The 14,836-nt window shown below is 36.7% G+C and carries 10 protein-coding genes and 1 tRNA gene; 5 read left to right on the forward strand and 6 right to left on the reverse strand.

The genetic code is table 11. From position 1 onward, the window contains the following. Positions 1–8: 8 nt before the first annotated feature. Entirely contained in the window at positions 9–1,205 is a 1,197-nt protein-coding gene (carA, locus tag ACFIKE_RS05790) for a glutamine-hydrolyzing carbamoyl-phosphate synthase small subunit (RefSeq protein ID WP_375648624.1), read from the reverse strand. Between the two features lie 258 nt (positions 1,206–1,463). Between carA and ACFIKE_RS05795 the strand changes: the two genes are divergently transcribed. Next, positions 1,464–1,916, forward strand: coding sequence for a GatB/YqeY domain-containing protein (locus tag ACFIKE_RS05795; protein WP_375626178.1), 453 nt, complete (start codon positions 1,464–1,466; stop codon positions 1,914–1,916). Positions 1,917–2,597: 681 nt separating this feature from the next. Here ACFIKE_RS05795 and ubiC read toward each other — a convergent pair. From ubiC to ACFIKE_RS05815, 4 genes are all read right to left on the reverse strand, one after another. Beyond that, entirely contained in the window at positions 2,598–3,104 is a 507-nt protein-coding gene (ubiC, locus tag ACFIKE_RS05800; protein ID WP_375648625.1) for a chorismate lyase, read from the reverse strand. Positions 3,105–4,182: 1,078 nt separating this feature from the next. Continuing rightward, positions 4,183–4,434: a GlsB/YeaQ/YmgE family stress response membrane protein gene (locus tag ACFIKE_RS05805; protein ID WP_375626175.1), complete on the reverse strand. Its 252-nt coding sequence runs from the start codon at positions 4,432–4,434 to the stop codon at positions 4,183–4,185. Positions 4,435–5,300: 866 nt separating this feature from the next. Next, on the reverse strand, positions 5,301–6,992 hold the full coding sequence (locus ACFIKE_RS05810) for a Na/Pi cotransporter family protein (protein ID WP_375648626.1): 1,692 nt from the start codon (positions 6,990–6,992) through the stop codon (positions 5,301–5,303). A 70-nt stretch (positions 6,993–7,062) separates the two neighbouring features. Next, positions 7,063–8,280, reverse strand: a complete 1,218-nt coding sequence (locus ACFIKE_RS05815) for a mechanosensitive ion channel family protein (RefSeq protein WP_375626171.1) — start codon at positions 8,278–8,280, stop codon at positions 7,063–7,065. Between the two features lie 135 nt (positions 8,281–8,415). Here ACFIKE_RS05815 and dnaG point away from each other — a divergent pair, with 135 nt between their 5' ends. From dnaG to ACFIKE_RS05830, 3 genes are all read left to right on the forward strand, one after another. Further along, complete coding sequence (dnaG, locus tag ACFIKE_RS05820) at positions 8,416–10,353, forward strand: DNA primase (protein ID WP_375627035.1); 1,938 nt, start codon at positions 8,416–8,418, stop codon at positions 10,351–10,353. A 389-nt stretch (positions 10,354–10,742) separates the two neighbouring features. After that, complete coding sequence (gene rpoD, locus ACFIKE_RS05825; protein ID WP_375626202.1) at positions 10,743–12,758, forward strand: RNA polymerase sigma factor RpoD; 2,016 nt, start codon at positions 10,743–10,745, stop codon at positions 12,756–12,758. A gap of 591 nt (positions 12,759–13,349) precedes the next feature. Next, a complete protein-coding gene (locus ACFIKE_RS05830; RefSeq protein ID WP_015856661.1) occupies positions 13,350–13,811 on the forward strand; it encodes a YcgN family cysteine cluster protein in 462 nt (153 codons plus the stop codon). 28 nt (positions 13,812–13,839) lie between these two features. Here ACFIKE_RS05830 and ACFIKE_RS05835 read toward each other — a convergent pair whose 3' ends face one another. Beyond that, complete coding sequence (locus tag ACFIKE_RS05835) at positions 13,840–14,583, reverse strand: SIMPL domain-containing protein (RefSeq protein WP_375648627.1); 744 nt, start codon at positions 14,581–14,583, stop codon at positions 13,840–13,842. 170 nt (positions 14,584–14,753) lie between these two features. Between ACFIKE_RS05835 and ACFIKE_RS05840 the strand changes: the two genes are divergently transcribed. Then, positions 14,754–14,830 (forward strand) — tRNA-Ile (locus ACFIKE_RS05840). The last annotated feature ends 6 nt before the right edge of the window (positions 14,831–14,836 follow it).

Here is a 14,836-nt window from a genome sequence, read left to right on the forward strand (position 1 = left end):
ATTTTATTTTAAGATATTTTTTTATAATTCATAATGAGATCACAGAAATGCTGAAAGAGGTAGTGGCTATCTTGTGGTCCAGGAGAAGCTTCGGGGTGATATTGAACAGAAAAAACTGGTTTTCCAATGATTCGAATACCACAGTTTGAACCATCAAAGAGAGAAATATGTGTTTCTTGTACATGTTGTGGTAAAGAGGCAGAATCTACGGCGAAACCGTGATTCATCGATACAATCTCAACTTTTCCAGTGTTGAGGTCTTTAACTGGGTGGTTGGCACCATGATGTCCTTGGTGCATTTTCACGGTTTTTGCACCAACCGTAAGAGCAAGAAGTTGGTGACCAAGACATATTCCAAAAATTGGTAAATTATGATCAATTAATGTTTTGATCGTTGGAACGGCATATTGAGCCGTAGCTGCGGGGTCCCCTGGTCCATTAGAAAGAAAAACGCCATCAGGGTTCATTGCTAGAATTTCTTTTGCAGTTGTGTGGGCAGGTACAACAGTAACGCGTGCTTTTTGTGTTGCCATAAGGCGAAGAATATTGCGTTTAATACCATAGTCAATTGCAATGATATGAAGATTGTGCACATTGTTTGTACCGTATCCTTTGTTCCAGCTCCATGGTTTTTCATCCCATTGCATTGATGATTGAGATGTCACGTCTTTCGTAAGGTCAAGATTGACGAGACCGTGCCATTTTTGCGCACGTTTCTTTAAAGAAGGAATATCAAAATTTCCATTAGAATCATGTGCAATGACAGCATTTTGCGCACCTTTTTCACGAATAAGAATTGTGAGCGCACGTGTATCAATACCACAAAGTGCAATAATTTTATGCGTTTTAAGCCATTGATGAAGATTTTCATTGGCACGATAATTTGAGGGATGTGTAATGTCTGCCTTGAAAATAGCGCCAACAGCACCATGACAATCGAGAGGAGAGAGAGCTTCAATATCTTCACTATTTGCCCCTACATTTCCTATATGAGGAAAAGTAAAATTAACGATTTGTTGTGTGTATGACGGGTCTGTGAGGATTTCTTCATAGCCTGTGATGGCGGTGTTAAAACACACTTCAGCTTCAGCAATACCTGTAGCACCTGCTCCTTTGCCTTCAATAACGGTTCCATCAGCTAAGACTAAGAGGGCTGTAGGTTTTTTGATACTCCAAGGGTGGCTGGGTGAAGTCGTTTGTATCATAGTATGTATCCACAATTTATTCTCTGAAAGGTATAATGATCAACTTTACACAAAAATCATACCTTTAACAGATGCTGTGTATATTATTCTGGTAATGTTTCGCTTGAAATAGGCAGTATAAGTACATTCCATGAAGAGGTAAAGTCTTGTTTTAGCTTTTCGAAGATCGAGTCCTTAATTATTTTTTTATCCTCCATTGCAAGATGGATAAAGATTGGTTAAAAGGCGCTTTCTTCTTGAACAAAATTGGATAAATTTATGTTGCGTAACCAGATTGATGGGGCTCTTAGGGCTGCTTTGAAAGCGCAAGATAGTGCGCGTCTTGCTACACTCCGTTTAATGAATGCTGCAGTTAGGGATCGTGATATTCTTTATTATGATCAAGGGAAGTTAGAAGTGGATGATCAGCAGATACAGTCTGTTTTCACTAAAATGCTTCAACAGCGTGAAGAATTGATGCGAGTCCATAAAGAGTCTGGTTGCTTGGAATTGGCAGAGAGAGGACAAGCAGAAATAGAAGTTATTCGTGAGTTTCTTCCCTATCAACTTAAGGAGATGGAAGTAGAACAGGTCCTTTGTGAAGCTTTGGTACAAACAAAAGCTGAAAAATTACGCGATATCGGTAAGGTGATGGCATGGCTTAAGGAACGGTATGCAGGGCAAATGAATTTTTCTAAAGTGTGCAATAGTCTTCGTAAAAAATTGCAATAGATCTTATTAATTCAAGGGGATTGGAAAATATTTTTTATTGTGCTTCGCCTTTGTAAGTCAGTAGGATGTTGATAAATGTCATTTATCTTTTACATACATACTATTATCAAAAAAATATTTTTTTGAAATAAACGAATCTTTTTTGGAGCTCATAGAGCAATAAAAACATCTTTTATGTATTATATTTTACTGTTCTTCAAAGCTGTTAGATCATTAACAAAACAAAAAAATTATAGAGTTTCTACTTTTAAAAAAAAGATCTATTGTCTGCACTATTAAAAATTTTAAAATAGGATGATTAAGCTAATTGATACAGATTTCCAATTTTGGGGAGTGTGTTGTTGTCTTTTTTGCTGTTTCAAAGCATTTTTTTGATAAAGAGTTGCCGTATTTTTTAGAGTGCTGATTATTCGGCAAGAAATTTAAATGTAGATGATATTTATCAATATGATGTATATCTTCTTAATTCAAGCGCTGGTTTTAATGATAAGAAAATTAGAACGTTAAACATTTTTTCTATAGAAGACATTTTTAAGCTGAGTTGATGAAATGAAAAGATATTTTGAAAATAACTCTTTGTTTGTAATGTGTTTTGAGATGATTTTGAAATTCTTTTCTCTGATTAAATCCCTTATAAGCTATATAAAATCTATAAATTATGCAGAATAAAATGAGTAACCTTTATTGGTGGGGATACAGCGGTGAATCTGTTAAAAATAGTTCAGTTAGCAACAATGGCTTACCCGTTAACCGCAAACGGGAACGGCGTGCCCATAGCACATCTTGTTGACCAATATGAATGTAATCGCGGGTTAATTGGTCATGGTTAAATAAATAATGTCCTAGAGGTACAGTTCCCAAATGCATCAAGGCTTGATTGTGTAGGAGGGTTTCTTGTGGAATTACAGTGCGTCCAAGGAGCCAAGGTTTATTATCTCCCATCAATATGATTTCACGTAGCCAATAACGCGCACTTTCGGGGAGATGCTCTGCTTCGTCTGTTAATTTATCTCGCGTAATAAAACATTCGCGTTGTGGTTGAATTTGGAGGCAGGTACAATATTTCTTTAATCGAAGCGTCATAGAGCCAGATTCCATGAGCCAATTGCGAATGTTTTCTGGTATTGGAGGATTTTGATTAGAGAGCCACTTTAGAGGCGGTAAGATGGAATCTTCAAGATCAGACATCGTTTTACTCCACAGCTAAAGTCTTATTCCATATGTTATGTTGGGTTAAGTAGATAGCTCTATTGTAATACAAGGAGTATAAAAGCAGCAAGATTTTAACAGGAAGATATCAAAGGGAAAGTCGAAAGAAAAGGTCTTTAAAAGAAGATATGCGGGAATTATATATTATAGGATTATTTTCATTAAAAAAGCAAAATAAGGTATTATGTTTTATCCAAGGCGCTTTCACAATGCGTTAGGGAAATTTCTTTATCGCATGAGCAATGGGAAAAATGTTTTGTGCTTTAAAATTCGTTTGTAACGCATATAAAAAGTCATCTATGTAAGATGATATAAAGAGAAAATTTAAAGAGAAATAAAACTTTATTTTATACTTTAGAAATTGAAGAGATATTCAACCCTTTTGAATTGAGATGTAAAGGAGATCGTATTCTTTATAGTCAATAATTTTATAGTAAGGCATATATTTTTGAAAACTTAAAAATAGATTATATTATTTAAATTGTAATAAATTACTTCATATTAAAGAGTGTTTAGTCTTTTATAATAAATTTATATTAATATGTATTTATAATATATCTATTTTATTTCATAGATTAGAAAAAATCTCTTTATCATTTTTTGCTTACCTTCTCTGTTTATTTCTTAAGAGCGCAAAAGAGCTCTTCGAGTTTTTCGGTAAAAAGGTATTGTTGATGAAGTGTATAGGCGTTAAGTGCTATGCGGTAGAATCTTTAATCATCGTTAGTGATTTTTGTAACCTTACGGATTGTTATTACAGTGAGATGAGCTAGATTTGCGCGTACGGTACGAAAATAAGTTCGTATTTCGTTAAAATAACGCAACATATCTTTCCTGATATGCGTAACTTTATATAGGTATGAAATGGTGCGTTATAAAGATCTTTACTGCATTTCGTTTTAAAATACGGTGATGGTGTATACCCAAAATCGCAGCTTAAGCATCTCACCATCATATCAAAACTGGTGACAACGAGCTCCAGGGAAATATTTCAAACTTTTCTAGTTGTTTCCCAGTTTTTTATTAAATCCCAAAAGGTGTAAAAAAAATAAACGCTCTATGATCGAATTTTTTGTCCTACCCATATAAGAATGCAGGCTCCTATAAAACCTGAAATAAGATAGCCAAGCCAACCAGCAAAACTTACACCTAAAAGACTAAAAAGAAAGCTTGCTAGCGCAGCGCCAATAATCCCTAAGATAATATTTAACAATATTCCTGTTTGGCTTTTCATAATATACTGGGCAGCCCAACCTGCAATTCCGCCGATAATAATAGCTGCAATCCAACCGATGTTTGCATCTTCCATGATACCCTCCTTTGCCTGAACTTAAATTGTAACTAGAGTAAACTTTATAAAAATCAAGATTTATCCCTTTTTTATCCAGTGGAAAGGATATTTTTGTTAGAAATTTTACTTATTATTTTCCTTTATATTTAAATAACATTCACATTTATATAATAACAATACTTAACAAGCATGAGTATATATCACATTTTAATTTATAAATAAATTAATTATTTGAGAAACATGAATAAAAGAAGAAAATATTAGTGAAAATGTTTTAAGAAATCATAAAGTTTATTTATAAGCTTTTTAATCTCTCTCTTAAGTTTAAAAAGCAATTGTGATTTGTGATTAAAGAAATAAGTAAAATGGACATTTAAAAGTCTGGAGCTTGCCAATTGATATCAATGATGTTTGAAATGAAATTAAAACTGTTTTGTTGACACGTTATAGAATGGCTGTATAGGTTGAGCCTCTACCAATCTTGATATAAACGTTGCATTTTTGTGGGGTTTTGCATTCCTTATAGAGTATTTCTGTTTTTGCTGCTACTGCGGGGCAGTTCCTTTTTACAAGGCGAGTTTAGGTTGGAACCATCATACTCTTGACTTTCTCTTTATGTGTTTAACAGTCTTGGCTTTGAGATGATTAGGCATTTTTACGTCTTTCTTCAAGAATTCTATTCTACATGCTGCTTTGTTTATAATGTGCAAGCAAATGACTTTGAGTAATTCATCATGAATAGATTTTAAATGAAAGAAATTTACGATGCAGAAAACTCATTTAAATTGTCAAATAATAAAATATTTTGATTAAATCAATATCTTGACCATATTCCAAATCGAGTAATCGATGTGATGTATTTCTTATTCAAGTTATTTAAAAGTTTAAGGTTTTTCTGTTTGTTCTTCAGCAGGGTTGCGTAGGCGAGAACTTTGAAGAAGTCCCTGTTCTTCTAAAATGGGGTAGATCATTGAGGTCAAAAGAGAGTTGATTTGTTTAAGGTCGCGGACAGTGTCGAGATGAAGACTGGATGATTCTACATTTTTGAGATCCCCTTCACGCAAACGTTTAAAATGTTTTAAACTCATCTCTTTTTCTAAGTTTCGTAGTTGATCTTTTTTTTGTACCAATAGGTGTGCAGTGTGTGTATCGCGTGAGACGAGAACGTTAAATGCTATATGCGCGTTGGCTAGTACAATGGCGTGGAAACGAAGGAGATCATTCCAGCCCTCACTGCTGAACTGTAAACCTTTTTGTTGTTTCTTTTTAACCAGCATCAGCATATTATGAATAATGATATCGCCTGCTTGGTCTAATTTTATACAGGCGCCTAGAAGTTCTTGCGTTTGAAGAGCTTCTTCGTCAGATAATTTTTGTCCCGCTAATCGTGCAAGATAAAGTTTGATGGCGATATGTTTTTTGTCCAATATGGTGTTGAGTTGGTTGAGTTCACGAATAATATTGGGATCAGGATTTTCATAAAGTCCCATGATTTTTTCTAGCATGATGTCCACAAGATCACAAATATGAATGACTTCACGCATGACATTCGAGAGAGCGAGAGAGGGTCGTTCAAGAACACTGTCATCAAGAGCTGTTTGATCCGATAAATTGAGCGTTTTGTCGGTTTGCGTTTTTTTTGCACTTATATGAACAATTTGAGTGGTTAATTTTAAAACCCATTTTGAAAGCGGTATTCCAGCAAGGAGAATGAAAACATTAAAAATAATGTGAGCGTTGATCACTTGAGTAGGGGCGTTATTGCCAAGCCATGTGATAGGAGGGCGAAAGGAGAGAAATAAGGTAAGTACAAGGATTGAACCGGCCCCACGCATGAGTAAGTTTCCTAAGGGAACGAGGCGGGTATTAGGAGAGGCGTTGCGCGTTAAAAGTGGTGCTATAAGAGAAGAGCCAAAGTTGACACCAAGAACCATGACAACACAGAGTTGCGTATGGATAAGATCGTAGTTGGCAAAATTGACCAGCAAAATGATTCCTGCAATGGATGAATGTAAGAGGTAGGTTAAGCCAGCAGCCAACAAAAAAGTGGAAACAGGATCCGTTGAAAGATAACGAATGATGCTAGGCAAAATTTCGCTTTCACGTAAAGGTTCTGTCGCTGTACTTATCATCTCTAAAGATAAAATCAAAAGACCAATACCGATGACAATACGTCCTATTTGACGCCACTCACGTTTTTCTGTTGTCATGAAGATACAAGTGCCAATTAAAAGACAAAGGGGCACAACAAGTGTGAGATCATAGGTGAGAATTTTAACAACGATCGCTGATCCTAATTCTCCTCCGCGTACAGCCATAAGCCCCGCTACTCCAGAGACAAAACCAGATTCAACGAAAGAACCAACAAGGAGCGTTATTGCTGTAGAGCTTTGTAAAATCATTGCTGTAAAAAGCCCAAAACTTACCGCAAACAATGGTTTTGAAATGACGTGGCACATTTTATATTTAAGTCTGTCACCATAGGCGCGTTCAATTCCTGTGCGCACCATGCGTGTGGCCCAGAGAAGTAAAGAAATAGCGCCGGCAAGATGAAGGAGTACCAATGAACCATTCATGATACTTTATTCTTTCTCTGTTGTTATGAGTATGTTTGCCTCAAAATTGATAAATTAAAGTTTATCGTTTTTATTTCGCTTTTGCTTTTAATACTTGATTAAAATCATAACCGCTTGGATTTTGAAAAACCTTTAGACCAAAACAAGGAAGAATGGAATAAAGGTGATCAAAAATATCACCTTGAATTTGTTCGTAGTCTATCCAAACGGTGGTGTTCGTAAAGCAATAAATTTCCAAGGGTAAACCATTTTCTGTAGGAGGTAATTGCCGTGCCATAAAGGTCATATTAGGGTTGATGTTTATATGCTGTTGTAGATAAGCAAAAACATAAGCGCGAAAAGTTCCAATGTTGGTTAAACGGCGCGTATTGGCTAAGACATCATGATTTTTATCTAATTGAGCGTTCCATTGGTCAATTTCTGCTACTTTTTGTGTGAAATAATTTTCTAATAAATTAAATCGGGAAAGATATTTTTGTTCTTCTTCTGTGAGAAAATGGATACTTGATTGATCAATAAAAAGGGAGCGTTTGATGCGTCTTCCACCCGATTCTTGCATTCCACGCCAATTTTTAAAAGGGTCGGTTACAAGTTTACGGATAGGAACTGAGGTGATGGTGTTGTCGAAATTTTGAACTTTAACAGTATGCAGGGCAATTTCAATAACATCACCATCGGCGCCGAGATTGGGGATTTCAATCCAATCACCAACGCGAACCATATCAGTGGATGAAATTTGAATACCGGCAACGAGAGAAAGAAGCGTATCTTGAAAAATTAACATGAGAACCGCGGCCATTGCACCAAGACCGGAGAAGAGAATAAGAGGGGAGCGGTCAATCAATGTAGCGACCATTAAAACTGTCGCAACAGCAAAAAGTGCAATTTTAGCAATTTGAATATAACCTTTTATTGGTTTTAACCGTGCTGTTGGTCGTTGTTCGTAGAGGATATTAATGACATTCAGACAGGCAGAAATTGTCAGAACAACAAAAAAGATAATGAAGGCGTTAGCAACATTACCGATGACAGTACTGAATGCATTGGGCAATGTTGGTATAAAATTAACACCAACTGAAATAATAAAGGCTGAAATGATATCCGCTATGTATTGAATAGCATTATTAATATCCACCGTTGTATTTTTGGGGAGAAAAGAAGAGAGTTTTTTTGCTCCGTGAATAAGTAATTTTCGTCCTAGAAAGTTGACTAAAAGGGCAAATATAGTAAGAATAACAAGCCAAGAAATAGCCTCTAACCACGGATATTGAACAATAAATTCGATCACTTTTCTACTCTCCATTTCTGAAATTATATGCAGTTAAGAGTTTAAAATTTTACAACTGCTTAAGAGGAAGTATTGGAATTATGCTCTAAAGTCGTTAAATATGCAAAAAAGAATTTTCAAACTTTGTGAGAGATAATGCGTTTCCCGCCCGATTTCCTTAATGAACTGCGTACGAGACTCCCAATTTCAACAGTGATTGGTCAACGGGTGGATTTTGATCCTCGAAAAAGTAAGCCTTCACGGGGAGACTTTTGGTGTTGTTGTCCATTTCATGGTGAAAAAACGCCAAGTTTTCATTGTGATGATCATAAAGGGCGCTATTATTGTTTTGGTTGTGGTGTAAGTGGGGATATTTTTACCTTTTTGTGTGAGCTTGATGGATTGCACTTTTCAGAAAGTGTAGAGCGTTTGGCTGATTTTGCGGGAATGAAACTCCCTATTTGGGATTCACAAAGTCATAAACGTCAACTGGAAAAAGCTGAGCTTTATGATGTGATGAAAATTGCTACAGATTTTTTTCAATATAATTTACGCTATAAAGGAGGTGCGCAAGCACGTCGTTATCTGGATGCACGTGGTGTGACACCAGAGCTCGTAGAGCGTTTCCGCATTGGTTTTGCACCGGTAAGGCGTACAGCTTTGAAAGAAGCTTTGAGTGCACGGGGCATTTCAATAAAGCAAATGGAAGAATGTGGACTTCTCACAGTGCATGAGGGGAGTGCGGATTCTTATGACCGATTTAGAAATCGTATTATGTTTCCTATCGAAGATTTGCGCGGACGTGTGGTGGCTTTCGGAGGGCGTGCATTAGAGACAGAGACACGAGCAAAATATCTCAATAGCCCTGAAACAGTGCTGTTTCATAAAGGAAATATACTTTATAACGCGGTAGCGGCTCGCAAAAACAGTCGCTTTGTTGGGGATGAAAAAAATCATTCACTCCTTGTTGTTGAGGGGTATATGGATGTCATTGCATTGACTAAAGCTGGTTTTGAAGGAGTCGTAGCACCCTTAGGGACAGCATTAACGGAAGCGCAAATTGAGCTTTTATGGCAGATGGGGAAGGAGCCCATTTTGTGTTTTGATGGTGATGCTGCTGGTTTAAACGCTGCTTTTCGTGTTGCTGATCGTGTGTTGCCTCTTTTAAAGGCTGGGGTTTGTGTACGCTTTGTTTTGTTGCCACAAGGAAAAGATCCTGATGAAATTGTTTGTGCTGGTGGAGCACAACTTTTTTCTTCTTTTTTGCAAAAAGAAATTCCTTTGAGTGAGCTTTTATGGTGGCGTGCTACCTATGGAAAGCATTTTGAAACTCCAGAGACACGAGCAGCGCTAGAAAAACAACTAAAACAACAAATTTTTACGATTAAGGATGAAGATGTCCGTCGTTATTATTTGCAAGATGTAAAAAAACGCCTTTTTGATTTTTTTCGTCCCTCTTTTTCGAAAAAAAGGGGGGAAGGGCGATATGATCAATCTTCACCAAATAGGATCTTTAAAGATCAATCCTTTTCTCTGTTAGCAAATTCTGAAATAGTACGAAATTCTTCGCAATCTATTCCTTTGCGAGAAGCAGTGATTTTACTCACTTTAGCTTACTATCCTGAGTTGTGGTATGAAAATTTTGAAAATCTTTCTGAGTTAGAATTAAAAAATACTCAATTGATGTGCTTTCATCAAGCTATGTTGGAAATTCTTGGGAATCAACAGCTTCATGATAAGGAGACGATGGTTGCGCTCTTAGAAAAAAGAGGGCAAAAGGCTCTGTTAGAGCGTATGAAACATCTTGTGCAAAATATTGGTATGCATATTATTTTTGGTAGAGCTTCTATAGAGGATGCACGTGCGATATTAAAACAAGCTGTCTACTTGCATCTTCAAGAACACCACCTACATAAGAGATTACAGGATATTAAAGAGCAACTTGTAGAAAATCCTAAGAGTGAGGTTTTTGATCTGCTTCGTGAGGTAAAAAATGAGCTGGAGCAGATGCAGGCAACAGAAGCGTTAATTGAAGGGTTTGGAAGTTGGTTGGATGAAAAAATAGACGGGAATACACAAGATACGATAAAATGATTCGCTTTTTTAATGCGAATCAGTCACTTAAATTTTAGATGAGGAAGTTTATGGGAGTGACATTTTCATAAAGATGGCAATTTAATTTTAGGAAAAGCGGGTAAATTTTAGGAAAAGCGGGAAATTGGTTCTTACGATAGGGTACAGAGATTATCTCAGAAGGGCTGAGAGGTGTCGGGGAAACTTCTGGAGTTTTCCCGCGTTTTTGTCTGGATGTCAAGTTTGTCTGGATGTTAAGGCGTATACAAAATGTATTCTTTCCAATAGTAATCTCTTAAAAGGAAGTATATATGAGAAACTATTGGTAGATTTTAGTGAGAGCAAAAAAACTGGTCACATGGAAACTATGGTTACATGGAAACTGTGAAGTGGTCGAGTGGAGTTATGGTATGGCAACAAAGGTTAAACAGAAAGATAGTGCAGAAGTAACAAGCCAAGCAAGTTTGGATGGTCCTCTTCTTGATTTTTCTGATGATGCCATCAAGAAAATGATTAAACTTGCCAAAAAAAATGGTTACGTAACAATGGATGAACTCAATGCTGTTCTTCCTTCTGACGAGGTTACATCCGAACAAATTGAAGATATCTTGGCGATGTTCTCTGAGATGGGGGTTAATGTTGTGGATGATGAGGATGAAGTTGAGTCTGAAAATTATGAAGAAGAAGTTACAGTAGAGGGTGGTGATTTAGTAGAGGCCTCTAGCCACGCAATTGCAACGACAACGAATAAACGCGAAGTAACAGATCGTACGGATGATCCGGTGCGTATGTATTTGCGTGAAATGGGAGCTGTTGAGCTTCTTTCACGGGAAGGTGAAATTGCCATTGCTAAGCGTATTGAAGCAGGGCGTGAGACAATGATTGCGGGACTTTGTGAGAGTCCTTTAACTTTTCAGGCTCTTATTATATGGCGTGACGAGTTAAAAGAACAGCGTATTCTTCTGCGTGAAATTATTGATCTTGAAACGACTTATGCTGGTCCAGAAGCAAAGCAGGCTCCTGTTATTGAGCGAAGTGAAGTGAATAAGACAGAAGAAGAAAAAATGTCTTCTGGTATACGTAATATGGGGGAGAGCGCAGGAGAGAGAAACATTGAAGACGATGATGAAGAAGACGATGACGATGTTAACTTATCGCTTGCTGCAATGGAAAATGAACTTTGTCCTCAAGTTATGGAAACATTGGATTTTATTGCTCAAACCTATGTGAAATTACGAAAATTACAAGATCAGCATGTTGAAAGCAGTTTGGCAGAGCGTAAAGAGGGGGCCCTTACATCTTCTCAGAAGAAGAAATATATTCAATTAAAGGGTGAGTTGATTCAAGCAGTAAAATCTCTTTCTTTAAACCAAAATCGTATCGAGGCTTTGGTTGAACAGCTTTATGACATCAATAAGAGATTGATTCATAATGAAGGTAAGCTGAAACGGATTGCCAACAGCTATGGTATTGGCCATGAGGATTTTTTAAAAGAATACCAAGGGCGTGAATTGGACGCAGATTGGATGAATTATATTGCTGCTTTGCCTACACCTGGTTGGAAAGAATTTTCGATGCGGGAAGCAAAAGAAATCCAAAAACTGCGAAGTGAGATACAAAATCTTGCGCAAGAAACGGCTATTTCGATTGGTGAATTTCGTCGGATTGTTATGCAGGTGCAGAAAGGTGAACGCGAATCAACAATTGCGAAAAAAGAGATGGTAGAATCTAATTTGCGTCTTGTCATTTCAATTGCAAAAAAATACACTAATCGTGGTTTGCAGTTTCTTGATCTTATTCAAGAGGGCAATATCGGTTTGATGAAGGCTGTGGATAAGTTTGAATATCGGCGCGGCTACAAGTTTTCAACTTATGCAACATGGTGGATTCGTCAGGCTATTACACGTTCAATTGCTGATCAGGCGCGTACGATTCGCATCCCTGTTCATATGATTGAAACAATTAATAAAATCGTTCGTACATCGCGTCAGATTCTCCATGAAATTGGACGAGAACCAACACCAGAAGAATTATCTAGCAAGCTTTCTATGCCGTTAGAAAAAGTGCGAAAAGTTCTTAAAATTGCAAAAGAACCCATTTCACTCGAAACGCCCGTTGGTGATGAAGATGATTCCCATTTGGGTGATTTTATTGAGGATAGGAATGCGTTATTACCAATTGATGCAGCTATCCAAGCTAATCTGCGAGATACGACAACACGCGTTCTTGCTTCATTAACACCGCGGGAAGAACGTGTTTTGCGGATGCGTTTTGGAATAGGGATGAATACAGATCACACGTTGGAAGAAGTAGGACAACAATTTTCAGTTACAAGAGAGCGTATTCGTCAGATTGAAGCAAAGGCACTTCGTAAATTAAAACATCCTAGCCGTTCACGAAAATTGCGCAGTTTTCTCGATTCTTAAATAAAGAAATTCGTGTGCATTTTAATAAATCTCTCTTTCTTCTTAATGAAGGGGAGGTGTGTCACGTTGTACTTGGATGCTTTTTTGAGAAAATATGGGAAGAATTTGAATAATCCAGAAAGTTTACGATGTTTAATGTTTTTCTTAGCTTTTGAATTTTGTATTTCTTTTTCTGAAAATAACAGATGTAGGGCAAAGACCGGTGTGGTAGTCATTTGAAAAAATGAACGAAAAACATTATCTTGCGTGTAGCGGCTTGTTTCTTAAGAAATAGGATCTATTAAGAATAAACTTATATTGCAACATACGGACTTTTTGATGAGAAATGTGTATTCGTTGCGGAATTTTTTTATCATTTTAGGTGACGCATTTTATTCTTCGTCAGTTTATAAAGGAATGTTTCAATAGATTATGTTCATTTATATGCTCTATTTTTTGAATATTTTCTTTTTATTCAGATAGATTTTAAGAAAACGGTTTAAAGCATACATTGAGTTGAATCTTTTTAAGAGACAGAAATAGATGAAATTATAGAAATTAAACGTTTCATTTTTATAGATCGTCTTAATTAAAAAAGGTGTGTCTGAGTTTATGAGTGGAGAGCTTCCCTTTTGGAAAGTAAAAAAATTAGAAGAGATTTCCATTTCTGAGTGGGAGAGCCTTTGTGATGGCTGTGGCCGTTGTTGTCTCCATAAAGTTGAGGACGATGATACGGGTGACCTTTATGCAACCAGTATTGCTTGTCGTCTTTTAGATGGGGAAACTTGTAGGTGTCGAGATTATGCTCATCGTAAATCAATTGTACCAGATTGTATATCGCTAGACATTACGACAGTTAAAACAGCGCGTTGGCTTCCAGAAAGTTGTGCTTATAGATTAATTTATGAGGGAAAGGATCTTCATTGGTGGCATCCATTGGTATCAGGAGATTGCCAGACGGTACATACAGCGCATATTTCTGCACGCGGACAGATAGAGGTTTACGAAGACGAATTATTATCTGAGGAAGATTATCTTCATCACATTACTGGTCTTCTATGTAAAGGCCAGTAATATGATTTTTTATACAACAGTTTGTGACTTAATCGATCGCAAAGACGATAGTGACGCTCACATTATAATTTAATTCACCACCTGCAAAATTTGTATTTGCGTAGCTTGCATCTGCTGCTCTACTCATGAGACGTGGTGTTGGGTTGTAGTAATCATCCTTTTCATTGATTTCAATAATTTTTCCTAATTTTAAATTTGCTGCTTGCGCTATCGTTTGCGCTTTTTCAATGGCTTCAGTAATGGCTTTTTTACGTGCTTCTTGATAAAATGGCTTTGTATCTGCGTTGGTAAAAGTAATGCCGTTAACTGAATTAACACCTAGTGTCATCGCTTGATCAAAGATTTTACCAGCATTGGTAAGATCACGAATGCGCACGGTTAAAGAATTTGAAACATGATAGAGTTTTTCATTATTCTTTTTTTCATGGTGTTTATCAGAAGTCGACTGATAAATGGATAAACCTGATGTTTGCAAATCATTTGCTTGGATGCCATTGTTTTTAAAAGCTTTTATAATATCATTGATGGATTGATTATTGGAAGCTAATGCCTTTTGGGCAGTTTTGTCATAGGTAACAACGGCTAGATTAATAATTGCCATATCCGGTGCAGCTTGACTTTCTCCGATTGCAGTCACTGTAATCGTTGCATTTTTCATTTTATTTTCTTCAGCATAAGCACGTACACTCAACGATGTGGCTAAGAGTGTAAATGCTAATATAACTGCTTTAACCAGAGAACCCTTCAGTGGTTGAATTTTCTTTTCTATCATATCTATACCTTTATATTTGTCAGTTAACTATTCTCTCATTTTTAAGAGTTCTTGTAAAGAAATTAGGGCACTGAAAAAAAAACCAATAGAAAAGAGAAAAAGATGGGCTATAATCCTTGTCAGCTCTTGTATCATGGGGCATTTTAGTTTAGAGAGAAACAACCTATATGGGGCCTGTAGCTCAATTGGTTAGAGCCAGCGGCTCATAACCGCTTGGTTGGGGGTTCGAGTCCCTCCGGGCCCACCAATAGGG

Origin of the sequence: Bartonella sp. MU70NMGDW (genome assembly GCF_042194085.1) — a bacterium.
Taxonomy (GTDB): Bacteria; Pseudomonadota; Alphaproteobacteria; order Rhizobiales; family Rhizobiaceae; genus Bartonella; species Bartonella grahamii.